This window comes from Nocardioides astragali (genome assembly GCF_024436375.1).
GTDB lineage: Bacteria > Actinomycetota > Actinomycetes > Propionibacteriales > Nocardioidaceae > Nocardioides > Nocardioides astragali.
On the sequence record NZ_JAFMZM010000005.1, the window covers coordinates 91,826 to 113,496 of the forward strand.

Sequence of the window (21,671 nt, forward strand, 5' to 3'; positions counted from 1 at the left end):
GGGACCCCGTTCTCTCACAAAGGTCGACGGATAGAGCTGATGACCGAACACGTACACACGTCCCCCGAGGACGAGCACGAGAGCGCCTACTCCGGGCTGCTCGTCAACGACGCCCACTGGGCCTTCGGCACCGACTTCGAGGATCCTCTCGCCGGGGTCGACACGACCATCCCCGAGGGCATCGACGCGCCCACCCTGGCGGCGTACGCCCTGATGCTGGGCGACGACTCCCTCGTGATGTCGCACCGGATCGCGGAGTGGACCAGCAACGCCCCCGAGCTCGAGGACGACATCGCCCTGTCCAACATCGCCCTCGACCTGCTCGGCCAGGCGCGGCTCCTGCTCGCGCGGGCCGCCAAGGCGGACGAGTCGATCGTGCCGGCCCTGCCCGATGGCTCGCCCGCCCCGCCCGAGGACGCCCTCGCGTTCTTCCGCGAGGCGCACGAGTTCCGCAACGTCCGGTTGGCGGAGGTCGTCAACGGCGACTTCGCCGAGGCGACCGTGCGGGTGCTGCTGTTCTCGGTCTGGCGCCTGGCCGTGTGGGAGCAGCTGCGCACGAGCCGTGACCACGTGCTGGCTGCCGTCGCGGCCAAGGGCGTCAAGGAGCTGGCCTACCACCGCGACTACGCGGCGCGCTGGTTCGTGACCCTCGCCCAGGGCACCGACGAGTCCCGGTCGCGGCTCCTCGCGGCGCTGGACGCGCTGTGGCCGCTGTGGCCCGAGCTGTTCGACACCCATCCCGTCGAGGCGGCTGCCGCCGGGTCGGGCGTCGGCGTGGACCCCGCCACCGTCCGCGAGTCCGCGGAGGCGGTGCTCGACCAGGTCCTGGCCGCCGCCGACGTCCCGCGCCCCGAGGTGGCCCGGCGCGCAGGCGTGCTCGGACGCACCGGCCGTGACGGGATGCACGGCGAGCCGCTCAGCCGGATGCTGGCCGAGATGCAGTCCGTGGCACGCGCCCACCCGAAGGGACTGTGGTGAACCTCGTGACCCCGACTCGTGCCACCCGGGCTCCTCGATCACCGCGACGGCAGGCAGCTCGAGCTCGGGCTGTCGCCTCGGCCGTCACCGACCCCGAGCTCCCGATGCTCACCCTCGCCGACCTCGGCGTCCTGCGCGGCGTCGACGTCGTGGGGGACTCCCACGTCGTCGTCGAAATCACGCCGACCTACTCCGGCTGCCCGGCCATGGCCGCGATGCGCGACGACCTGGTCCGCGAGCTCACCGGGGCGGGGTTCGACCGTGTCGAGGTGCGGGTGAGCCTCGACCCCGCCTGGACGACCGACTGGATCACGCCCGACGGGCGCGCGGCCCTGGCCGCCGCGGGGATCTCACCGCCCGGTCCGGCCCCCTCGAGCACCGGTCCGATCCCGCTCACGCTGCTGCCCACGGCCCGACAGGTCCGGTGCCCGCAGTGCGACTCACCTGCCACCGAGCTGGTCTCCGAGTTCGGCTCGACGGCCTGCAAGGCGCAGTACCGCTGCTCGTGCTGCCTCGAGCCGTTCGACCACGTGAAGGAGATCTAGGGCATGGCCTTCCACGCGCTGACGGTCCGCGAGGTCGAGCCGCTGACCGACGACTCCGCCGCCGTCACCTTCGACGTGCCCGACGACCTCCGCGAGCTCTTCGACTTCGAGCCGGGGGAGTCGCTCACGCTGCGCCGCGTGGTCGACGGCGTCGAGCACCGCCGGACGTACTCCATCTGCGCGCCCGCCGGGGCGGCGCCGCGCATCGGGGTCCGCGAGATCCCGGGCGGCATGTTCTCCTCGTGGCTCATCCGCGAGGTGGCGCCGGGGGAGCGCATCGAGGTCGCCGAGCCTTCGGGCAGCTTCCGCGCCGACCCGACCCTGGGTGGACGGCACCTGTGCATCGCGGCCGGCTCCGGCATCACGCCGATGCTGTCGATCGCGGCGTCGGTGCTGGCCAACCCCGACAGCACCGTGACGATGCTCTACGGCAACCGCGAGACGACCTCGGTGATGTTCGCCGAGGAGCTGAGCGACCTCAAGAACCTCCACGGCCCCCGCTTCGACCTCGTGCACGTGCTCTCGCGCGAGCCCCGCGACGTGGAGCTGTTCTCCGGTCGCCTCGACGCCGACCGGCTCCGACGGCTGCTGCCGATCAAGGTGCCGCTCGCAGCCGTGGACCACGTGTGGCTGTGCGGTCCACTCGGACTGATCGAGGACTCGCGCACCGTGCTGGAGGAGCTCGGCGTGCCGAGGGAGAAGATCCACTTCGAGCTCTTCTTCGTCGACGAGCCGCCGCCGACGCTGCGGCACCCCGACCGAGTGGTCGAGGGCGTGACGAGCGAGGTCACCGTGGTGCTGGACGGGCGGTCGACGACCACGCCGATGCCGCGTGACACGACGCTGCTGGACTCGGCGCAGGCCGTACGCAGCGACCTGCCGTTCGCCTGCAAGGGCGGCGTGTGCGGCACCTGTCGCGCCAAGGTGGTCGACGGCGAGGTCGAGATGGTGCGCAACTACGCCCTCGAGCCGGACGAGGTCGAGCGGCAGTTCGTGCTCACCTGCCAGTCGTTCCCGGTGAGCCCTGCCGTCACCGTCGACTACGACGCGTAGGTCGCGACCGCGTCAGTCCTCGTGCCGCACCAGGCCGTCGAAGGCCAGGGTCGTCACGGTGTCGGCCAGCGCCTCCCCGTCAGTGTCGCCGCGCAGCCACTCGGTCATCGAGTTCACCATCCCGAAGATCAGCCGGCTGGTGAGCAGCGGGTCGACGTCGGCGCGGATCGCTCCGACGTCTGCCGCCTCGCGCACCATCGCGGCCAGCCGCTCGTCGATGCCGCGTCGACGCGCCAGCGCGGCCTTCTCGACCGGCGTGTTGCCGTGCACCCGCAGCAGCAGCGTCACCGCCGGCAGGTGGTCGACCAGCACCGTCACACTGCTGCGTACGGCGGCGCGCAGGCGTTGCCCGGCGTCGAGCCCCTCGGCGGCGGACACCGCGTCGAGCGCCGCGGTCAGCGCGTCGAGCGCCTCGTCGATCGCGCTCTGGAGCAGGTGCTCCTTGCTGGGCACGTGGTGGTAGATCGCGGACTTCGTCAGCCCCAGCTCGCGGGCCACGTCGCCGACGCTGGTCGCGTCGTAGCCCTGTCGGTTGAAGAGGTCGACGGCCACCCGCAGCACGGCCTGCTGGTCGTGGCCGGGGCGTCCGCGCCGCCCGGTGGTCTCCGACATGGGGACACCCTCCCACGACCCGCGGAGCCAGCCGGAGACCGATCCTGAGATCGAGGCAGCCACGCCGTCCTCGGGGTATTTGCCGGCAACCGCCACTCGGGGGCTACAGTGGTCACAGCGTCCCGACGCCGTGCCGAACTGATCAGCCATGATCCACCGGACACGACCACGACGCATCGCTCCAACCTCCACGCCGTGCTGTGCAGGTCAGCGCCGACCCGGGCTCGCCTGCTCCACGACGCGTACCCCAGTCCGGGAGGACCCCTTGGCCCAGCGCCAGCGTCAACGCGGCAATCGCCGCACCCCTGCACACGCCCGCCACAAGGACAACGAGGGCATCGTCCCCGTCCTGGCGCGCGCCGTGCGCGAGCTCGAGTCGGCCGTCCAGCGCGGCCCGCTCGCCCCCGGACAGCGCGTGCGCTTCCAGGTCGTGGCCCTGCTCGCGCGCGAGCACCGCAGCGACGTACGCGCCTCGGCAGAGCTGACCGACGCCCAGAAGGCCGACGAGCTCAAGCGCCTCGACGGCATCGCGACGATCCTGGCCAAGACCGCCACCCGGGACCCGTCCCTGTTCGGCCTGCTGTCCGAGGAGTCCCGCATCACCGACAGCGCCCGCGACCTGCGGCTGGAGATGCTGCGGAAGGCGGGCATCGAGGCCGTCCCGGAGGAGCCCAAGCCCGACGACGAGGCCGGCCCCGGCCTCGGCGAGCGCAGGGTCATCCCGCAGTCCGTGGTGCAGCACCAGCTCGCCAACCCGTTCCTGGTCCCCGACTTCGAGATCGGCAACGAGCGCCGCAGCACCCACGGCCGGCTGGCAACGTGGGAGCTGCTCGGCCCGCTGTTCCGCTCCTTCGAGCTCGGCGGCGCCTCCTCGTGCATGGACCTGCCTGAGGCCACCTCGCTCAACGCGCCCGGCAAGCTCGAGCTGATGCCGCACCAGGCCCGGATGATCGCCGCGGCCGCGGAGGGCCACCGCACCTTCCTGCTGGCCGACGAGCCCGGCCTCGGCAAGACCGCGCAGGCACTGCTCGCCGCCCAGGCCGCCAACGCCTACCCGCTGCTCGTGGTGTGCCCCAACGTCGTCAAGACCAACTGGGCCCGCGAGACCGAGCGCTGGACCCCGCGCCGCCGCGCGACGGTCATCCACGGCGACGGTGACCAGCTCGACGCCTTCGCCGACGTCATCATCGTCAACTACGAGATCCTCGACCGCCACGTCGGCTGGCTCAGCACCTTCGGCTTCCGCGGCATGGTCGTGGACGAGGCCCACTTCATCAAGAACAAGACCTCGCAGCGCTCGCGCCACGTGCTCGAGCTCTCCGAGCGGCTGCGTGAGCGCACCGCCCGACCGCTGCTGATGGCCCTGACCGGCACACCGCTGATCAACGACATCGAGGACTTCCGCGCGATCTGGCAGTTCCTCGGCTGGATCGACGACAACAAGCCGCTGGCGCGGCTGATGGAGGCGCTGGAGGAGACCGACCTGACCCCGGCTGATCCTCCCTTCTACCCCGCGGCGCGCAAGGCCGTCATCGACATGGGCATCGTGCGGCGCCGCAAGGTGGACGTGGCCGCCGACATCCCCGCCCGCCGCATCGCCGACATCCCGGTCGAGCTCGACGACGAGGACGCCCGCTCCATCCGCGCGGCCGAGAAGGAGCTCGCGCGACGGCTGGTCCAGCGTTACAAGGCCGCCCTGGAGACCAGGCGTACGGGCTCCGTCGTGGAGGGCATCGACCACGAGCTCGTACGCCGCGTCGCGACGTGGGAGCGCGAGGAGATGGACTCCGGCACCTCGGGGGAGAACGTCTTCTCGATGTTCCGCCGCATCGGCCGGGCCAAGGCGCACCTGTCGGCCGACTATGCCGCCCAGCTGGCGCGCAACGTCGGCAAGGTGGTCTTCTTCGCCCGCCACATCGACGTGATGGACATCGCCGAGGAGACCTTCACCCGGCGCGGCCTCAAGCACGCCTCGATCCGCGGCGACCAGACGCCGAAGGCGCGCGAGAAGGCGATCAACGCCTTCGTCAACGACCCCGACGTCCAGGTCATCGTCTGCTCGTTGGCCGCGGCCGGCGTCGGCGTCAACCTGCAGGTCGCCTCCAACGTCGTGCTCTCCGAGCTCTCGTGGACCGACGCCGAGCAGACCCAGGCGATCGACCGCGTGCACCGCATCGGCCAGAGCGACCCCGTCACGGCCTGGCGGATCATCGCCGCGCAGACGATCGACACCCGTATCGCGGAGCTGATCGACTCCAAGGCGGGCCTCGCGGCGCGCGCGCTCGACGGCTCCGACGAGGAGGTCTCGTCCTCGGCCAACGTCCAGACCGAGGCCCTGGTCGCCCTGCTCACCGACGCTCTCGAGCGCGAGCTCGGCTAGCTGTTGCGTTGGCCTCACCCTTGGGGGGTTGTCCGCGGCTCCGTGAACGCGTACGACTGAAGGTATGAGTGAGCGCAGCGAGCGAGTCATCCAACACAGCCCGACATGTGCCTCATGCGCGCACGGAGCGAAGCGAGTACGTGCATGAGTGAGGATCGCGAGACCTACGGCGACATGTCCATCGACGACGAGGACCAGCTCCAGTCGGGCGACACACTCGACGACAACGACCTGGACGACGTGCTCGACCGCGGCTACTCGCCGCCGGACCGACCGCCCAAGGGCTATGACGACTACCCGACCGAGGCCGAGATGCGTCAGGGCGAGAGCCTCGACGAGCGGCTGGCGGAGGAGGAGCCCGAGGTCGACCCCTACGCCGAGGAGGAGGCCGACCTGGACTCGGACTCCGAGGACGAGAACGCACTCGACGAGCAGCTCGGCCTCGACGAGGCCGACGAGCGCACGGGCCGCCTCGTCCAGCCCGACTCAGGGCTGGGGGAGGACGTCGACAAGCAGGAGATCGCCTTCGACGTCGGAATCGACGGTGCCGGCGCCTCAGCCGAGGAGGCCGCCATGCACATCACCCGTGAGCCGGAGCCGCCGACCGGGTGAACGGACTCCTTGGCTGAGTCAGCCGTTCTGCTCGGGTGACCCGTGCGACCCGGTGTGGGACGTCGTCTACGCGTGGGACAACGACGACAGCCTCTTCTGCGTCAACATGGTTGGCTTCTGCGAGAACGACTGGGACCAGTTGGGCGAGATCATGGACCGGATCCGCGTGGCCCAGGGCATCTGGGACGCCGGCGGTGAGATGCGTGGGGACTACGTGCTCATGCAGTCCTACTACCTGTGCGTGACGTAGGCGAACCGGGCCGACTGCGACCGTGCGCTCACCACGGTCGGGGACCTGCCGAGCGGCGACAGCGTCGAGGCGATGACGCGTCTGAACTCGGTCCCCGTCGCACTGCCCCAAGGCGTGCCTGGCATCCGGATCAACACCGACTGGGCGCGCAAGGTCGCCGAGTTCATGCGGGCGAACGCTCGCGCGACCTCTGCGGGTCTGACCGCCGTCGTCGCCGTCGGGCTGGTCGTCGGCGACCGACCCGGCCGGATGGTCGCTGACAGGCCCCGATAACCACCTCTGCCTCAGCCTGCATGTCCCGACGCTGGCCCAGGCGAGCACCCAAAGGGCCTTCGACGTCTCATTCAACCCAGAATGGAAGAAGCACGTCGGCATCGAACCCTACCGACCCAGTTGGCACCCAGTCCTCATCTCCTCCAACGGCTGGCACGTGTGCCTCGACAGCGACGGCTCGGCCAGGCCGCCGGGCACGCTGTTCGTCTTCGATCCGCAGGCCGGCCAGGACCCGTTCGAGCCCGAACGGTTCTTCCCCGACCTCGCCGAGCTGGTCTCGACCGTCGTCACGGCCTACGAGTCCGGTGCCGTTCCCCCCGTCGACACCTGGATCGAGCCAGAGGACCTGCCACCGGACGTGCGCAGGCTGGTCCGCTGAAAGACTTCGTTACCTGCTGCCTTTGCGATGTTCTGGGGCAAGGTCTACCAAGGCGCTTTAACTGAGGGAGCGATGCGGGCATACGCGCGGTCGGTGACGGCGATGACATCGCTCGGCTGATCATGCTCGTTGAGCTCACCTCGCTGAATTCTGCAGAAGGGGCACGAGTAGTGAGCCGGTTCATGAGATATGCGCAGCACCAGCGAACTGTCGCAGTGGCACGTTCAGCACGAGAGATGACCCGGTGCGGGATCGTCCAGCGGGCATCGCCGAGCTCTCGATCGCGTCCGGACAGGATGGCGCCATGACGCAGCGACAGTTGGTGAGCTCCGGGGCCATGTGGGAGCCCGTGGTCGGCTATTCGCGGGCAGTGCGCGTGGGCCCGTGGGTGTCGGTGGCCGGCACCACGGCTGCCGCGGACGGCGGCGGCGCAGTGGGTGGTGATGATATCGGCGCCCAGGCGCGCGAGGCGCTGCGTCGCGTGGTGGCCGCCCTGGCGCAGGCCGGCGCTGGACCCGAGCACGTCGTCCGGACACGCATGTTCGTGACCGACATCAGCCGTTGGGAGGAAGTCGGTCGGGCGCACGGCGAGGTGTTCGGCGTCATCCGGCCTGCCACGTCGATGGTGGAGGTGAGCAGGCTCATCGACCCGGCGCTGCTCGTCGAGATCGAGGCCGACGCGGTCGTCCTGTAGGCGATCCGCTTGCGACGCGCGACCCCAAGAGGACCAAGACCGGGTCGCTCTCATGCGGTGCGAAGGCGCTCGGTCGCGGACGGTCAGGAGGCCGTGCGAGAAGCCGTGCTGTTTCGACCGGACGTCGCGCTGATGGACCTGAAGATGCCGGGCACCGACGGCTTCACAGCCATTCGCGAGCTGGCTCGAGTCGCGCCATCGGTGCGGGTCTACGTGCTGACCATGTACGACGACAACGACTCGCTCTTCGCCGCGATGCGGGCCGGCGCCCACGGCTACCTGCTCAAGGGCGCCGAGCAGGACGACATCGCACGTGCGGTCCGTGCCATCGCGGCGGGCGAGGTCATCTTCGGTCCGAGCATCGCCGAACGGGTGCTGCACCATCTCAACTCGCCCCCCGCCGAGCCAATTCCCTTCCCGGACCTCACCGCGCGAGAGCTCGAGATCCTCGACCTGCTGGCCGCAGCGACGCCGACCGCCGTGATCGCTCGACGACTCAGCGTGGCGCCGAGGACGATCAGCAACCACATCTCCAACATCCTCACCAAGCTCCAAGTTGCCGACCGCACCCAAGCCGCGATGTTGGCTCGCGAGTCGGGGTTGGGGCGCAACTGAGCACCCGAATCGCCACCACTGACGACTCGACGGGGTCAGACCTCCGCTCCAGAACCTGGGTGAAGCGCCGGTGTCGATGCCGATCGAGTCGTCCGCCCGCGTCACTCCGCGAGTGATGTGTGAAGTGTCGACGACGCTCGAGAACGAGACCATAGCGACGATTCATTTTCGAGCGTTGCCGACAGTGAAGGTCCTGGAAGGAGCGCGCTCGCCTCGTATGGGGATCGGCTTGAGGGACCCGTGTCTTCTGATTGTCGTGCTGGGCGTAGGGGCACGCGAGGCGGACCCAGTGGCAGTGGAGCACCCGGGTCTGGGTCGAGCTGACGGTGTAGCACTGTCAGTCAAAATGGGGCAGGCCCAACAGAACGGGCGCTGGAGCCAGATCGAGATACTGAGCTTCATGAGAATTTCATTGCGGGCGACGGCAGTGCGAGAGGTTAGCCGTCGACAGTCCGCCGGGAGTTTGGGCCACTGAAACAATCAGGGAGATGGGCATGGAAGCAACCGACCCATACATTCAGCTTTCACCCGAGGCAGTCAGCATCATTGATCAGCTTGTCGATATTGCTCACGACGAAGGCGACCCCGAGGCCGCGGGGATCGAGTGGTGCAGCCCGGATGACGAGCCGCCGATCGAAGCTCTAGAAGAGCTGCACAGGGCGGGAATCTGCCGGTACCACCGTCAGAACGAATCGGTGATCGTCAACTTCACTGCCGACGGTCGGCGCCGATACGCCTAACACTCCCCAAACTCCGTGAGCCTCGCTTCGTGTCCCAGGCGCTCGCTTGTGCGCGCGTCCCACGAGCGGAGCACCTGACCACGAGCGCGCGGATCGCGGCAGATCCGGATGTTCGTCGCTGATGGCCATGCGGCGAACGCCGTCCCCGTGCGGAGACGCGCAAGGTGCTAGCGGCAGAAGAGCATCCCGTTCTCCTCGATCCATGAGATGTCGGCCAGTTCCTCCTTCTCGACCCTGTGCTCGGCGACCCACGTCTTCTGAGGTTCTTGCCCTTGGGCGGCAAGGAACCGGACGTGTTCGCTGGTGTAGCGGATGCGCTGGACGACAGCATCGGCAACATCGAAGTCGGCGGGCATCCCGTACGCGTCAAGGAAGGCCTCAATGCGTGCGCGCCGGTCGGGGACCTCCGGGAAGTGGTGCCATTCGAGGGCTGCTTGGTCATCCCTCATCGGGGCGAACCACTGGAGGGCGTACGCAACATCGCTGAGCCTGGGTGCGCGGTGAAGGAAGTCCCAGTCGATGAGCGCGACGGCCTCGCCGTCACGCCAGACGAAGTTCCAGGGTCCGGGGTCGGCGTTGACGAAGACGTCACCGCCCTGAACCGCCGGTGCGGCGAAGACGGCGTCGCCGGGTGGGACCCAATCCGCGGACGCGTCGTGGATACGTCGCAAGAGTCGCGCCGCCGACCGCAACCCCTGCTCGTCGTGCTGGTGTTTCCACCCGTCCCCGCCGCTCTCGCCCTCGATGAATCGAAGCGTCTCGGTTTCGCCGTCCAGCGACACGGGCTCGGGGACGCAGTCCAGGCCCTTCGCGCGAAGGTGCCGCAGAAACGAGTGCACGGTGGCGGTGTGCGCCCCGGCCGGACGAGTGACCGTCTCGGACGTCAACTCGATCGGGCGGAACTGCTCGTTCACTTCCGCCGCTCGGTTGAGTACCTCGTCGTTCGCCATGCTGGCACCCTTCCACGATCGCCGGACGGGACACCAACAAGTTACGAGGACGCGAACTCATCGGCATGAGCGGATGCTCGGGTCGCGGCACTCAGTGCGTTGGGGGGTGGGAGGTGAGTGTGCCTGCGTCAGCGTCGAGGGCGGCGTTCGTGCCGAGTGCGACACAGGCTTGGTCCATCACTCCAGCGTCGTCGAAGCCGTTGTGTCCGATGGACAGGCCACCCAGTATGGGGAGGTCGAGTGCTCCGAAGTGGTCCTGTAGTACGTCCACCAAGGCCCACCCTCGGTCCTCGTAGTCGTCGAACCCGGTGAACAGGCCCAGCGCGATTCCCGCGAGCCCGTCGAACGCACCCGCCCGACGCAGTTGGGTGAGTTGTCGGTCGATCCGACCGAGGCCCATGTCGCGCTTGTCTTCGAGCAGCAGGATGGCCCCGTGCAGCGGAGGCAGTCCAGCCCCGACCATGTGGCAAAGCGATGACAAGTTCCCGCCCAGAAGCGGACCTTCCGCGACACCGCTGTTGTGGATGCGGGCGGAGTAGGCGTCACTGTCGCGGTGGACCACCACGGGCTCAGCGTCGAGCAGCAGGCTCCGCGCGGTTTGGAGGGACTGCTTGCCGACCTGGAACAGGAACCCATGCACGGTGGGCAGACGGACTTCGCGCCATAGCGCCATGTGCAGGTAGGTGATGTCACTGAAACCGACCACCGGCTTGGGGTTTGCCCGGACGGCGTCGAAGTCGATGTCGTCGCAGATCCGGTATGCCCCGGCCCCGCCTCGGGTTGTGATGATTGCGCGGACGTTCGGGTCGCGGAAGGCGTCGTTCAGGTCTTGAAGCCGGTCGGAGTCGCGCCCAGCCATGTACCCCCACTGATCACGCGCGTGCTCGCCAACTTCAACTTCCAGTCCCCACGACTCAAGGACCGCCTGCGCAGCAGCGATGACGTCTTCGCTGGGGGTGCTGGCAGGAGAAACAAGTCGAACGAGGTCGCCTGCGGCCAGTGTGGGCCAACTCAGCAAGTTCTCTGGACTCATGGATGCGTCTCCTTCGGTGCAACCCGGCGACTCCGGGTGCTGAGTGTTCATGCCCGTCATCGGCGTGTCAGGGGCGGGAAACCTCCACGCTTCGGGGCGGTGCGAGGGAGTCTGCCCACCCGGAGACGCTCCTGCTTCTGCACGTCCCACATCGAGCACCGCTCATCCACCGTGGACATCTCGCAGACGCTAGATCATGGCTCTCCTCACGCTGAGCCAGGATCGAATGAGCGCGTGGCTGCATGATCCGCATCTCGGCAGATCCGGTCGAGCAGATCGCGGCACGAGCGGACGCTTTGGAGAAGCCATCGTCCTATCAAGGTCACCTGTGTGCTCCGCGCGGTCGGACCGCGGACGGTACGCCGGGCCACCCCCGGGGGAAGGGGACCCCCCGGCTCCTGCCCCACCCACTGCGGGGCATACGAGACACGTTGACGCGGCGGTCAGATGCGCTTCTCGCACCCCCACATCGTTTCGCCCTGGCACACGTCGCGCCCGGCCAAACCCCTCACGATGTCCTTGCCCGGGCCGCCGATGAGACGGTCATTGCCCCTGCTGCCGGTGATGGTGTCGTTGCCACGGTGGCCGTAGATCGTGGCCTTGTACTTGGCGCACCGCGGCGTGGTCCACGATTCGGCGCCGCGATACGTGGAGTTGACGGAGACGTTGTCCCGGCCCTTCTTGACCTTGACCGTCGTTCGGCACGCCATGATGCCGATCCTGTTCGCGACGTTGGTCCCGATGACGTCGGCGCGCTTCGCGGTCACGATGAGGTCACCAAAGCCGCGCACGCGGATCGAGTCCGTGACGCCCGCCTTGGTGGCCGTCACCCGGGAACGGCTCAGGTCGGCACGCACCCGGTCATGGCGATCGAGTTCGAGCAGCAGTTCGTTGCGCCCGCCGTCGCCCTTGATCCGCGTCGCCTTTCCGCCCAGGCTGTTCGACTCGTAGGAGTCGTCGCCGCCGCCGAGCGCGATGTCGCGGTCAAACGTCCTCGGCGCACCGACCTTGACGTGCTCGGTGCCATCGGTGCCGCGGAACGTGAACCGTCCGTAAGCGGCCGACGTGGTGAAGGCGAACCTGTAGAACTGGCCCGTCCAGGTGAGCATCGTGTCGGCGCCGGTCACGGTGCCGGTGGCGTCCATCGTGACGTCGCCGTTGGCGGATCGAACGCCCAGGGTGCCGTTCGTGCCCACGGACACCGCGCCCGGGGCGGCCTGGATGCCGCTCCACGTGACTTCGCCGAAGGCGAGGTCGATGATGTCGGCGTTCGGCTGGCCTGCCATGCCGGAGATCACGTTGGCGTAACCGTTGACGCGGATGACGTCGGCCTCGGTGTCGGTGCCGTCCTCGGTGCCCGCGTAGATCACGTGGTGCCCGCCGCTGAACGTGTCGGCCCCCGCGCCGAGGATGACGATGCCGGTAGCGTAGGTCACGCCGCCGTTCTCGCCGGTCGCGCACACGAGATCATCGCCGCCGAGCGCCTCGACACGCATCGCGCCGTTCGTGACGATGACGTCCGCGCGCTCCGTGCCGGTGACCTGACTCCCGGGCTCCCCGACGATGGTCGCAGCCTGCCCCTGACATGTCTCGCCCGCTGCGGTGGCCGTGCTGATCGGCGCGAGCAGGGCCGCGCCTAGGAGCGCGGCGGCGGTGAGACTGATGTTCCTCATGATTCCCCTTGATCGTTGACGAACCCGTACGACTAGGCATCGGCCCAAAAGGTTGTCATCACCCTCTGGCGGAGACTGGGCCGCCCCCGGAATAGGTCGGCCCAGCCGACGGTCACAAAGTCAGCCAGACACGAGTGAAGACCCTGACATCGTGCAACGCGGCTGCCGTCGAGGAGGTAGTGCGCACGCTGCTCACGGTCGGCAATGCGGAGGTGCGCCGACCTCAGGCGCTACGTCGACGTCCGCCCATCGGTGCGGGCTCAGGCGGTCAACGCAACACCGGCAAGTGCCTCTGATGGTGTCTTGAAGCCGAGGCGAGACGGTCGTGCACTGGCTCGGGAGGCGAGGCTGAGCGGCGCGCCGACTCGTGCTTCCCGCGGAGAGGCTGGGCCCCAGTGGACCTCCCCTCGGGGCGCGCCGCGCGGCACACTGGAGTCTGGCGTGGCGCGATCCTGGAGGTGGGTCATGACGAGGGACGAGCTGGTCGTGGTCACGGGCGCGACCGGGCGCCAAGGAGGTGCGGTCGCCCGACAGCTCGTTGCCGACGGCTGGCGTGTGCGGGGGGTGACGCGGTCGGAGGGCTCGGCCGCGGCCCGCGAGCTGGCCCGTCGTGGGATCGAGGTCGTGACAGCCGACATGAACGACCTTGACGCTCTGAAGCGTGCCTGCGCGGGCGCGTACGGGGTCTACAACGTGCAGAACCCGATGATCTCCGGCGAGGAAGGTGAGGAAGCGCAGGGCCGCAACGTCGTCGCCGCGGCCGCAGAGGCGGGCATCTCCCACCTGGTCTATGGGTCGGCGGGTCCCGGTACTCCCGCCACCGGTGTCGCGGCCTGGGACGTCAAGATCGAGATAGCGGCGTACGCCCGTAGTCGCGGCTTGCCGCTCACGGTGCTGCGACCGATGGCCTTCATGGAGCTGATGACCGACAAGGACCTATACCCTCCTGTCGCGGTCTGGCACCTGATGCCGCGGCTGGTCGGCGAGGACCGGCCACTGCCCTGGTTGTCCGCCGTCGACCTGGGAGCGATCGCGGCGCGAGCCTTTGACGATCCGGCGACCTATGTCGGCCTGGACATCGGCCTCGCCGCCGACGTTCGCAGTCTTGCGCAGTGCCGGGCCGTGTGGCGGCGAGCGACCGGCCACGGCCCCCGGCGTTTTCCGATGCCGTTGTGGATGTTCGAACGGTTCGTTGGTCGGGATCTGAGCCGCATGTGGCGCTGGCTCGCAGATCACGACGTCGACGCTGACGTCACCCGGACGCGGGCGCTCCTCCCGACCGCCGCGACCGTGGAGGACTTCGTCCGAGGGCGCGCGTAGAGGGTCGTGGTCGTGCACCCAACCTCCCGCGCGACCCCGAGTCAGACAGAACGAGGAGTGAGTATGAGCAAAGTGATCGCGGACATCTCGATGTCGCTGGACGGCTACGTCACTGCGCCCGCCGCGGATCAGGAGCACGGCCTCGGCATCGAAGGCGAGGGGATCCACGGATGGGTGCTAGAAGAGCCGCGCTCGCCCGTCGACGAGGCAGTCCTGGCGAGCAGCTTCGAGGCGACGGGCGCGGTGGTGATGGGCCGGCACCTGTTCGACATCGTCGACGGTCCGAACGGTTGGAGTGACGAAGTTGGATACGGGCACGACCAGGACCAATCTGTAGCTCCGCTGTGCTACGTCGTCACGCACGAGCCGCCCGCCCACGTGCGGCTCGCGTCGAGGTTCCGGTTCGTGACGGAGGGGGTTGCGGCCGCCATCGACCAGGGTCGTGCCACTGCGCGCGACAAGGACGTGTTCATCATGGGCGGCGCGAACGTCATCGACCAGTGCCTGGCAGCCGGCCTCGTCGACGAGCTTCGCATCCACCTCTCACCACTGTTGGTCGGTGGCGGCACGAGGCTGTTCGCCCTCGTCGGCCCGACCACGCTGCTCCAGCGCGAAGTGACCGAGTCACCCCGAGCTACCCATCTCACGTATGAGGTCGTCAAGCACTAGCCGCCAACCCTGCGTCACTCATGGCCACATGACCGTCGCCGGTCACCAGCCTGTGCCACCTCGTGGGCCATCGCGGTCACGGACGCGAGGCCCCACCAGGCGTCAGCTCATCCGCCGCAGCAACCCGACCGGCACGTGCTTGATCACGAACCCCAGCGGACCCCACGGCCAGGCCGGCACGCGGGCGGAGGCCTTCTCCTTCTCGATCGCCTCGACCATGGCGCGCACACCCTTCTCGGTCGAGGCCATCAGCGGGGTCCTCGTGGCGGTGCCGGACATCTCGGAGACGATGTAGCCGGGGTAGAGCACGGTCACCTTGATCGGCGTGCCGTGCACGTCGGCGCGGAAGCCCTCGGCGAGGTGGGCGACCGCGGCCTTCGTCGCGGCGTACGTCGTGATGTTGCCCGGCATCCCGCGCAGCGCCGAGATGCTGGAGATCATCACCAGGTGACCCGCGTCCTGCGCGCGGAAGATCTGCGCCGCCGCCTCGGTCTGCGCGAGGGCGCCGATGACGTTGGTCTCCGCGGTCTCGCGGTTGGCGTCGAAGCGCCCTGTGCCGAGCGGTTGTCCCTTGCCCAGGCCGGCATTGACGATGACCTTGTCGAGCCCGCCGAGCTCGGCGCGGAACTCCTGGAAGACGCGGAAGACGGCGTCGTGGTCGGTGACGTCGAGCGCCTTGACCGACACGGTCCGGTCGGGGTGCGCCGTGGTGATCTGGGTGGCGAGCTCGGCGAGTCGGTCCGTACGCCGTGCGCACAGGGCGAGGTCGTGGCCCCGGGCTGCGAACTGGCGGGCCATCTCGGCACCGAGGCCACTGCTCGCGCCGGTGATGAGGATCGTCGACATGGAAGCTCCTGAGGAAGTCAGCGGTAGGTCAGCTGGTCGGGGGACAGGTGGTCATGGGCGTTGAAGGCGACCAGCGTCGTGCCACGGCCACCGCACACGAGGGTCGAGACGCCGGTGTTGATCGACACCGGGTTGAGCCGGAGCCACAGGGCGGTGCGGGCAGCGGAGTCATCTGCCAGCAGGGACGCGGCTGCCCACGCGATCGGGCCACCGCTGGTGAGCACGACGGCGGTGGACTTGCGTGGCAGGTCGTCGACGAGCCGGGCGAGGGCGGCCCCCACGCGGGCTGTGAAGGCACTGAACGACTCGTCGTAGGCGTCGTCGTGGTCGCCGGAGGTCCAGCGCAGCGACGCGGCCTCGAACCAGCGCTGGAAGGCGGCCTTCTCCGACTCGCCCTCCGTCGTCGCGGGCCGGTCGTGGACCGCCAGCACCTGGACGTGGTCGAACTCGTTCCAGCCGGCGTCCACCTGTACGCCGCCACCCCACCCCGCGCCGTCGAGGACCCCGGCGGCGGTCTGCGCGTGCCGCTTCATCTCACCGGCCACCACCACGTCCGCGACGATGCCGCGCGCCGCCAGGGCGCTGCCCAGCACCCGCGACTGCTCGTGTCCGGTGGGGGAGAGGTCGTCGTAGTCAGCCGCGCCGAAGGACGCCTGTCCGTGGCGGACGAGGAGGACGCGGCTCACGTCTCCACCAGCCCGTCGAGCCGCCGCCCGAGGATCTGCACGGCCGGCCCGAAGAGCGCGTACATCTCGTTGGTCGTCTGGCCGTGGAAGAAGCGATAGTAGATCTGCTGGGCGATCACGGCCATTCGGAAGAGTCCGAAGACCTCGTAGAAGCGCCACTGCTCGGACGTCACCGACCGCCCGGTGCGCTCGCAGTAGGCCGCGACGAACTCGTCGCGGGTCAGCATGCCGGGGAGGTGGGTCGGCACGCGCCGCATCAGCTGGACGTCCTCGGGGTCGTCGGCCTGGACCCAGTAGGCCATCGAGCCGGCGAGGTCCATCAGCGGGTCGCCGAGCGTGGCCATCTCCCAGTCGAGCACGCCGACCACGCGGGTGACGTCGTCACTGTCGAGGACGAGGTTGTCGAGCTTGAAGTCGTTGTGGATCACGCAGGTGGCGACGTCGTCGGGCTGGCGCTGGTCGAGCCAGGCCATCACGCGCTCGAGGTCGGGCACGTCCTCGGTACGGGCGTTGCGGTAGCGCACCGACCACCCCTCGACCTGTCGTCGGACGTAGCCCGCGCCCTTGCCGAGGTCGGCGAGCCCGGCTGCCTCGGCGTCGATGCCGTGCAGCTCGGCGAGGACATCGACCACGTCGAGGCACAGCGCGCGAGCCTGCTCGGGCGACAGGGGCACGTCGGCGGGCCACTCGCTGCGGGGGATCACGCCGGGGATGCGCTCCATCGCGTAGAAGTCGCCGCCGACGACCTCGGCGTCGTCGCAGAAGGCCACCATCGGCGCGACGTAGTCGAAGACGGGTGCCAGCGCCGACTGGATGAGGTGCTCGCGGCGCATGTCGTGCGCCCCTCTTGCCTTGGTTCCCTGGGGCGCCCGTCGCACGATCAGGTCGCGTCCGGACGGGTAGCGCAGCAGGTAGGTCAGGTTGGACGCGCCGCCGGTGAACTGCCGCACCGCGGGCTCGCCCTCGAGGCCGTCGGGCGTGGTCGCGTGGGCGCGGAGCCAGTCCGCCACCCGCGCCACGTCGAACGAGTCCTCCTCGCGCACCTCGCGTGCGCCCGGCACCGCCGTCACTGCGCCGGTCCCGTCTCGAGCGTAGCCGCGTGGAGCTTGGCTGCCTGCTCGCGCATGAGCGCGTCGTAGGCGGGGCGGTCCGCCCACTTGAGGAAGTACGCCTGGCGCGCCGGCTCGTCGGGGACGATGACGTCCTCTCCGGCATCCATGCCCGCGAGCACAGCGGCCGCGATGTCCTCCGCCGTGATCCGGGAGCGCTCGACCAGTCCGGCGACGACCTGGCCCACGACCTCGTCGCTTCCCTGCATCGAGTCCATCAGGTTGGTGCGGAAGTAGGAGGGACACACCACGCTGGCGCGGATGCCGTACGACGCCAGCTCGTGGCCGCAGGTCTCGGTGAAGGCGACCACCGCGGCCTTCACCGCGTTGTAGGAGCCCATTCCGCCCGGGTGCACGAGACCGGCCAGCGAGGCCACGTTGACCAGGTGCCCGGAGCCCTGCTCCTTCAGCATCGGGACGAATGCCTTCGTGCCGCGCACGAGGCCGAAGAGGTTGATGTCGGTGAGTCGCTGCCACTCGTCGAGCGTGCAGAGGTCGACCCGGCCACCGACGGCGACGCCGGCGTTGTTGACCAGCACGTCGAGCCCGCGCCACCGGTGGCGTACGTTGTCGACAGCCGCCGCCCAGTCGTCGTCGGAGGTGATGTCGAGGACCAGGTCGATGCCGGGCGCCGAGGAGATGTCCGTGGCCAGCACCTCGTCACCCCGCTCGCGGAAGGCCCGGACAAGGGCGGCGCCCAGGCCCGAGGCAGCGCCGGTGACGAGCACCCGCCGGCCGCTCGGGGTGCTCATGCGAGGTGCTTTCCGAGCTCGATCTTGGCGATCACGTTGCGGTGCACCTCGTCGGGACCGTCGGCGAGGCGCAGCGAGCGGGCGCCGACCCAGGCCGCGGCGAGCGGGAAGTCGTCGGTCATGCCGGCCGCGCCGTGCAGCTGGATCGCCATGTCGATGACGCCCAGCGCCATGTTGGGCACCTCGACCTTGATCTCGCTGACCGCGGAGTAGGCCTCGCGACTCATGCCTTGGTCGAGCAGCCAGGCCGCGTGCATGACCAGGAGGCGGGAGCGGTTGATGGCGATCCGCGCGTCGGCGATCCGCTCGCGGTTGCCGCCGAGGTTGGCGATCGGCTTGCCGAAGGCGGTGCGCCCGACGGCGCGGGCGCACCCGAGCTCGAGCGCTCGCTCGGCGAGCCCGATGGCTCGCATGCAGTGGTGGACGCGCCCCGGCCCCAGCCGGCCCTGGGCGATCTCGAAGGCCCGACCCGGACCGAGCAGCACGTTGACGGCCGGGACGCGCACGTCGTCGAAGGACACCTCCCCGTGGCCCAGCGGCTCGTCGTGGTAGCCCATCGTGCTGAGCATCCGCTCGACCTTCACCCCTTCCGCGTCGCGGGGGACCAGCACCATCGTGTGGCGCGAGTGGCGGTCGGCCTCGGGGTCGGAGAGGCCCATGAAGACCAGGATCTTGCAGTCCGGGTTGCCGATCCCTGTGGAGAACCACTTGCGGCCGTTGATCACGACCTCGTCGCCCTCGACACGCGCGGTGGCGGCCATGTTGGTCGCGTCGGAGGACGCCACGTCGGGCTCGGTCATGCAGAACGCGCTGCGGATCTCCGCGCGCAGCAAGGGCTCCAGCCACTGCTCCTTCTGCTCGGGCGTGCCGTACCTCAGCAGCACCTCCATGTTGCCGGTATCGGGCGCGTTGCAGTTGAAGACCAGGGGAGCGAGGAACGACCGGCCCATCGCCTCGGCCACCGGCGCGTAGTCGACGTTGGAGAGGCCCTCGCCGCCGTCGGTGCCGAAGTCGGCGGCGTACCGGCCCGCGTGGGCCGCCGGCAGGAAGAGGTTCCAGAGACCCTGCTCCCGCGCCTTGGCCTGGAGCTCGGCGATCACCGGGTCAGGGGTCCAGCTGTCGCCACCGGACTCGCGCAGGCGGGTGATCCGGGCGTGGGCGGCGGCCTCGACCGGCTCGATCTCGTCGGTGACGAACGCGCGCACGCGGTCGCGGAGGTCCGCAGCCCGCGGGGAGAGGGAGAAGTCCATGGCATTGACCTTGGCACACTGTTGAGCAATGCTCAACAGTGTGCCTGATCACGCCGACGCTCCGCCCAGCACACCCGTACGCCGTCGGCTGAGCGCGGACGACCGCCGACGCCAGCTGGTGGCGATCGGCCTGTCCCAGATCGTCGAGACCCCGATCCAGGACCTTTCGATGGACGACATCGCCGCCGAGGCCGGGATCTCCCGCGGGCTGCTGTTCCACTACTTCCCGACCAAGACGGACTTCTACCTCGCCTGCATCGGGGCGGCCGGGCGGCGGATCCTGCGCAACACGGCACCCGACGAGGGGCTCTCCGGTGACGAGCAGGTCGAGGCGACCACCCGGCTGATGATCGAGCAGATCGAGCGGCGGCGCGACTTCTACCTCGCGCTCGTGCACGGGCACGGCGTCGCCGACCCACGGGTCAGCGAGGTGATGGAGTCGGTGCGCGACGGCAGCACGGACCGGGTGGTGAAAGGGCTGGGGGTGCCGGAGCGCCAGCGCGACGTCGTACGCGCGTGGTGGGCCTACACAGAGGACCGGGCGCTCACCTGGTCGGCAGTGCCGACCGGCGAACGCCCGGTCTCGTTGTCGGAGCTGGTGGCGGAGTGCGTCGCAGCCCTCCACGCGCTCCTGCGGATCAGCGCGTGACGACGCGTCCCGTCACCGAGAAGCGCGCGTTGTCGTCCAGCGGCTTTCCACCGCAGGCGAGCACGGTGCGCTTGTTGCACTTGAAGCGCGTGGAGCCGTTGACCAGGGTGACTGACACGGCACCCACCTTGCGGTTGTCGAAGCTGACCTTGATCCGGCCGTCGCCGCCGCGGTTGAGCCTGACCAGCTTGACCTGGCGCTTGCCGTTGGCGAGGTGGACGATCACGACCGCGGAGGGTGAGGTGCTCTTGACCGGACCGGTGACGGCCACGGACAGCTTCCACTTCTTCGCGCCCAGGCCCTTGCCGGGGACGTAGACGTACGAGGCAGAGGCCAGGTGGTCGATCTTGGTGGCGTAGCGCTTGGTGCGCTTGCCCTTGCTCAGCTTCTTGGCGCCGCGGACCTTCGGGAAGGCGTACTCGGCGCCCTCGGGGTACGTGGCGGCAGGCGTCAGGTTGCCGGCGGCGAACTTGGCGTAGACCTTGGTCAGGCCGCCCTTGCCCTTCAGCACCTTCTGCAGCGCGGTGATGCTGTACTTGCCGCCGTCGCTCTTGAGGGAGCCGGCCTGGTCCCAGGCCTTCTTGACGATGCCGACGCCGTACCGCGTGGAGAGGTACTCCCAGAAGATCCAGTTGCCGTACTGGAAGCCGGCGTTGCGGCTGAAGGCGTCAAGCGGGACGTAGGGCGCGTAGATCTGGCTCCAGGGGAAGTACTGGCGGTTGTCGTTGACGTCGGTGGCGAGCCGCTCCTCCATCCAGGTGGCGGTGGACTCCATCATCCACGGGTCCTCGGCGTAGTCGTAGGCGTACTGCACCGCGTGGAAGAACTCGTGGGCGGCGGTGACCCGCAGGTTGCCGTCGGGCGTGCCGGTCGGGAACTGGGCCGCGGCGAAGTCGTTGTCGAGGACGCAGTAGCCGTAGGCAGTGCGCTTCTTGACGCGCTTCTCACCGGCGCAGAAGCCGTAGATGTCGCCGCCGAGGTCCTTGAGGTAGACGTCGAAGAGCGGGCTGCCGCCCTTGGCCCCGTCGGCCAGCGGCGGGCGGAAGCCCATCTGGTCGACCTCGGAGGTCCACACCGAGTCCATGACCGCCAGGTTGTGCGCTGCCCACTCCGCGGAGGGCGGGGCGTCAGGGCCGGAGGCGACGTAGTGCAGGCACAGCCGCGTGTTGCAGAGCGGAGGCGCCTCGGGGGCGGTGTAGCCGAACCCCTGTGGGTCGCCGGCGCCGTCGGTGGGCCTGGCGAGCATCGCGTCGGCCTGGCGGCGCTCGGCGCCACGCAGCTCGGACTTCTTCAACCAGAGGTCGCGCAGCACGAGCGTCGCGGACGGGTCGCGGGGGAGGGCGTTGCCGCTCATCACCCGGCGCGCGGTGGCGAGGGTCTCGGAGGCGCTCGCGGTCTCCAGACGGTCAAGCTCCGGCTCGGGAGCGAGCTCCAGGGCCTCGGCCGGGTCCAGGACGCCGGTGGTGCCGGGGCCGGTCTGACGCTCGTGGTCGGCGGCGACGGCGGGTGCGGAGAGAGCCGCGCCGCCCATCAGTGCCAGAGCCACAGCTGTGGTGACGAGTCTGCGCATGGTTCCCCTCATGGTTGTCATCTCGAAGAGAGA

General features: G+C 69.3%; 24 protein-coding genes. 14 read left to right on the forward strand and 10 right to left on the reverse strand.

Annotated elements, in window-relative coordinates:
* The first annotated feature begins 39 nt into the window (after nt 1–39).
* The 3 genes from paaC to paaE are packed head-to-tail and all read left to right on the forward strand — an operon-like array spanning nt 40 to nt 2,576.
* The gene (gene paaC / locus J3P44_RS17450; protein WP_255891736.1) at nt 40–978 is read left to right on the forward strand and encodes a 1,2-phenylacetyl-CoA epoxidase subunit PaaC; all 939 of its coding nucleotides are present in this window, start codon (nt 40–42) and stop codon (nt 976–978) included.
* A 5-nt stretch (nt 979–983) separates the two neighbouring features.
* A complete protein-coding gene (gene paaD / locus J3P44_RS17455; protein ID WP_255891737.1) occupies nt 984–1,523 on the forward strand; it encodes a 1,2-phenylacetyl-CoA epoxidase subunit PaaD in 540 nt (179 codons plus the stop codon).
* Nucleotides 1,524–1,526: 3 nt separating this feature from the next.
* Nucleotides 1,527–2,576, forward strand: coding sequence for a 1,2-phenylacetyl-CoA epoxidase subunit PaaE (gene paaE / locus J3P44_RS17460; protein WP_255891738.1), 1,050 nt, complete (start codon nt 1,527–1,529; stop codon nt 2,574–2,576).
* Nucleotides 2,577–2,588: 12 nt separating this feature from the next.
* On the opposite strand, the gene J3P44_RS17465 is transcribed toward paaE, so the two are convergent.
* Nucleotides 2,589–3,188, reverse strand: a complete 600-nt coding sequence (locus J3P44_RS17465; RefSeq protein ID WP_255891739.1) for a TetR/AcrR family transcriptional regulator — start codon at nt 3,186–3,188, stop codon at nt 2,589–2,591.
* 265 nt (nt 3,189–3,453) lie between these two features.
* Between J3P44_RS17465 and J3P44_RS17470 the strand changes: the two genes are divergently transcribed.
* The 8 genes from J3P44_RS17470 to J3P44_RS17505 all read left to right on the forward strand — a co-directional run bounded on the left by J3P44_RS17470 (nt 3,454) and on the right by J3P44_RS17505 (nt 9,131).
* A complete protein-coding gene (locus tag J3P44_RS17470) occupies nt 3,454–5,568 on the forward strand; it encodes a DEAD/DEAH box helicase (protein ID WP_255891740.1) in 2,115 nt (704 codons plus the stop codon).
* Nucleotides 5,569–5,712: 144 nt separating this feature from the next.
* Nucleotides 5,713–6,180: a DUF5709 domain-containing protein gene (locus tag J3P44_RS17475; protein WP_255891741.1), complete on the forward strand. Its 468-nt coding sequence runs from the start codon at nt 5,713–5,715 to the stop codon at nt 6,178–6,180.
* Nucleotides 6,155–6,430, forward strand: a complete 276-nt coding sequence (locus J3P44_RS17480; protein ID WP_255891742.1) for a hypothetical protein — start codon at nt 6,155–6,157, stop codon at nt 6,428–6,430. Before J3P44_RS17475 ends, J3P44_RS17480 begins: the two co-directional genes overlap by 26 nt.
* Before the next feature lie 72 nt (nt 6,431–6,502).
* On the forward strand, nt 6,503–6,703 hold the full coding sequence (locus J3P44_RS17485; RefSeq protein ID WP_255891743.1) for a hypothetical protein: 201 nt from the start codon (nt 6,503–6,505) through the stop codon (nt 6,701–6,703).
* Nucleotides 6,704–6,860: 157 nt separating this feature from the next.
* On the forward strand, nt 6,861–7,082 hold the full coding sequence (locus tag J3P44_RS17490) for a hypothetical protein (RefSeq protein WP_255891744.1): 222 nt from the start codon (nt 6,861–6,863) through the stop codon (nt 7,080–7,082).
* Nucleotides 7,083–7,386: 304 nt separating this feature from the next.
* Nucleotides 7,387–7,776: a Rid family hydrolase gene (locus J3P44_RS17495; protein ID WP_255891745.1), complete on the forward strand. Its 390-nt coding sequence runs from the start codon at nt 7,387–7,389 to the stop codon at nt 7,774–7,776.
* A gap of 57 nt (nt 7,777–7,833) precedes the next feature.
* The gene (locus tag J3P44_RS17500; protein WP_255891746.1) at nt 7,834–8,391 is read left to right on the forward strand and encodes a response regulator; all 558 of its coding nucleotides are present in this window, start codon (nt 7,834–7,836) and stop codon (nt 8,389–8,391) included.
* Between the two features lie 494 nt (nt 8,392–8,885).
* Nucleotides 8,886–9,131 (forward strand): hypothetical protein, encoded by a 246-nt coding sequence (locus tag J3P44_RS17505; RefSeq protein ID WP_255891747.1) that lies wholly within the window; start codon nt 8,886–8,888, stop codon nt 9,129–9,131.
* 167 nt (nt 9,132–9,298) lie between these two features.
* Here the strand turns inward: J3P44_RS17505 and J3P44_RS17510 are convergent, their stop codons facing one another.
* From J3P44_RS17510 to J3P44_RS17520, 3 genes are all read right to left on the reverse strand, one after another.
* Nucleotides 9,299–10,081, reverse strand: coding sequence for a phosphotransferase enzyme family protein (locus J3P44_RS17510; RefSeq protein ID WP_255891748.1), 783 nt, complete (start codon nt 10,079–10,081; stop codon nt 9,299–9,301).
* Between the two features lie 91 nt (nt 10,082–10,172).
* Entirely contained in the window at nt 10,173–11,114 is a 942-nt protein-coding gene (locus tag J3P44_RS17515; RefSeq protein ID WP_255891749.1) for a S66 peptidase family protein, read from the reverse strand.
* A 443-nt stretch (nt 11,115–11,557) separates the two neighbouring features.
* Nucleotides 11,558–12,787 (reverse strand): hypothetical protein, encoded by a 1,230-nt coding sequence (locus J3P44_RS17520; protein ID WP_255891750.1) that lies wholly within the window; start codon nt 12,785–12,787, stop codon nt 11,558–11,560.
* A gap of 465 nt (nt 12,788–13,252) precedes the next feature.
* Between J3P44_RS17520 and J3P44_RS17525 the strand changes: the two genes are divergently transcribed.
* Together J3P44_RS17525 and J3P44_RS17530 are read left to right on the forward strand one after the other, a co-directional pair.
* Nucleotides 13,253–14,107 carry an NmrA/HSCARG family protein gene (locus J3P44_RS17525; protein WP_255891751.1) on the forward strand — a complete coding sequence of 285 codons (855 nt, stop codon included), beginning with the start codon at nt 13,253–13,255 and terminating at the stop codon, nt 14,105–14,107.
* Nucleotides 14,108–14,170: 63 nt separating this feature from the next.
* Nucleotides 14,171–14,776 carry a dihydrofolate reductase family protein gene (locus tag J3P44_RS17530; protein ID WP_255891752.1) on the forward strand — a complete coding sequence of 202 codons (606 nt, stop codon included), beginning with the start codon at nt 14,171–14,173 and terminating at the stop codon, nt 14,774–14,776.
* Between the two features lie 102 nt (nt 14,777–14,878).
* On the opposite strand, the gene J3P44_RS17535 is transcribed toward J3P44_RS17530, so the two are convergent.
* From J3P44_RS17535 to J3P44_RS17555, 5 genes are read right to left on the reverse strand one after another with little or no spacing between them, the layout of a single operon-like run.
* Nucleotides 14,879–15,622 carry an SDR family oxidoreductase gene (locus tag J3P44_RS17535; protein WP_255891753.1) on the reverse strand — a complete coding sequence of 248 codons (744 nt, stop codon included), beginning with the start codon at nt 15,620–15,622 and terminating at the stop codon, nt 14,879–14,881.
* Between the two features lie 17 nt (nt 15,623–15,639).
* A complete protein-coding gene (locus J3P44_RS17540) occupies nt 15,640–16,308 on the reverse strand; it encodes a histidine phosphatase family protein (protein WP_255891754.1) in 669 nt (222 codons plus the stop codon).
* On the reverse strand, nt 16,305–17,369 hold the full coding sequence (locus tag J3P44_RS25605) for a phosphotransferase family protein (RefSeq protein WP_255891755.1): 1,065 nt from the start codon (nt 17,367–17,369) through the stop codon (nt 16,305–16,307). Before J3P44_RS25605 ends, J3P44_RS17540 begins: the two co-directional genes overlap by 4 nt.
* A gap of 5 nt (nt 17,370–17,374) precedes the next feature.
* Nucleotides 17,375–18,169 carry an SDR family NAD(P)-dependent oxidoreductase gene (locus J3P44_RS17550; protein ID WP_255891756.1) on the reverse strand — a complete coding sequence of 265 codons (795 nt, stop codon included), beginning with the start codon at nt 18,167–18,169 and terminating at the stop codon, nt 17,375–17,377.
* Nucleotides 18,166–19,419, reverse strand: a complete 1,254-nt coding sequence (locus J3P44_RS17555) for an acyl-CoA dehydrogenase family protein (RefSeq protein ID WP_255891757.1) — start codon at nt 19,417–19,419, stop codon at nt 18,166–18,168. The genes J3P44_RS17550 and J3P44_RS17555 overlap by 4 nt, the downstream gene beginning before the upstream one ends.
* 40 nt (nt 19,420–19,459) lie before the next feature.
* Here J3P44_RS17555 and J3P44_RS17560 point away from each other — a divergent pair, with 40 nt between their 5' ends.
* Nucleotides 19,460–20,068 (forward strand): TetR/AcrR family transcriptional regulator, encoded by a 609-nt coding sequence (locus J3P44_RS17560; protein ID WP_255891758.1) that lies wholly within the window; start codon nt 19,460–19,462, stop codon nt 20,066–20,068.
* Here the strand turns inward: J3P44_RS17560 and J3P44_RS17565 are convergent.
* Nucleotides 20,058–21,638, reverse strand: coding sequence for an MXAN_6640 family putative metalloprotease (locus J3P44_RS17565; RefSeq protein ID WP_255891759.1), 1,581 nt, complete (start codon nt 21,636–21,638; stop codon nt 20,058–20,060). The two genes, J3P44_RS17560 and J3P44_RS17565, sit on opposite strands and share 11 nt — an antisense overlap.
* Nucleotides 21,639–21,671: the final 33 nt, after the last annotated feature.

Excerpts from the sequence above, each read along its gene's own strand:
- paaC (WP_255891736.1), top strand. The coding sequence starts at position 40 with ATGACCGAACACGTACACACGTCCCCCGAGGACGAGCACGAGAGCGCC.
- paaE (WP_255891738.1), top strand. The coding sequence starts at position 1,527 with ATGGCCTTCCACGCGCTGACGGTCCGCGAGGTCGAGCCGCTGACCGAC.
- J3P44_RS17465 (WP_255891739.1), bottom strand. The coding sequence starts at position 3,188 with ATGTCGGAGACCACCGGGCGGCGCGGACGCCCCGGCCACGACCAGCAG.
- J3P44_RS17475 (WP_255891741.1), top strand. The coding sequence starts at position 5,713 with ATGAGTGAGGATCGCGAGACCTACGGCGACATGTCCATCGACGACGAG.
- J3P44_RS17485 (WP_255891743.1), top strand. The coding sequence starts at position 6,503 with ATGACGCGTCTGAACTCGGTCCCCGTCGCACTGCCCCAAGGCGTGCCT.
- J3P44_RS17495 (WP_255891745.1), top strand. The coding sequence starts at position 7,387 with ATGACGCAGCGACAGTTGGTGAGCTCCGGGGCCATGTGGGAGCCCGTG.
- J3P44_RS17505 (WP_255891747.1), top strand. The coding sequence starts at position 8,886 with ATGGAAGCAACCGACCCATACATTCAGCTTTCACCCGAGGCAGTCAGC.
- J3P44_RS17510 (WP_255891748.1), bottom strand. The coding sequence starts at position 10,081 with ATGGCGAACGACGAGGTACTCAACCGAGCGGCGGAAGTGAACGAGCAG.
- J3P44_RS17515 (WP_255891749.1), bottom strand. The coding sequence starts at position 11,114 with ATGAGTCCAGAGAACTTGCTGAGTTGGCCCACACTGGCCGCAGGCGAC.
- J3P44_RS17520 (WP_255891750.1), bottom strand. The coding sequence starts at position 12,787 with ATGAGGAACATCAGTCTCACCGCCGCCGCGCTCCTAGGCGCGGCCCTG.
- J3P44_RS17525 (WP_255891751.1), top strand. The coding sequence starts at position 13,253 with ATGACGAGGGACGAGCTGGTCGTGGTCACGGGCGCGACCGGGCGCCAA.
- J3P44_RS17530 (WP_255891752.1), top strand. The coding sequence starts at position 14,171 with ATGAGCAAAGTGATCGCGGACATCTCGATGTCGCTGGACGGCTACGTC.
- J3P44_RS17535 (WP_255891753.1), bottom strand. The coding sequence starts at position 15,622 with ATGTCGACGATCCTCATCACCGGCGCGAGCAGTGGCCTCGGTGCCGAG.
- J3P44_RS17550 (WP_255891756.1), bottom strand. The coding sequence starts at position 18,169 with ATGAGCACCCCGAGCGGCCGGCGGGTGCTCGTCACCGGCGCTGCCTCG.
- J3P44_RS17555 (WP_255891757.1), bottom strand. The coding sequence starts at position 19,419 with ATGGACTTCTCCCTCTCCCCGCGGGCTGCGGACCTCCGCGACCGCGTG.
- J3P44_RS17565 (WP_255891759.1), bottom strand. The coding sequence starts at position 21,638 with ATGCGCAGACTCGTCACCACAGCTGTGGCTCTGGCACTGATGGGCGGC.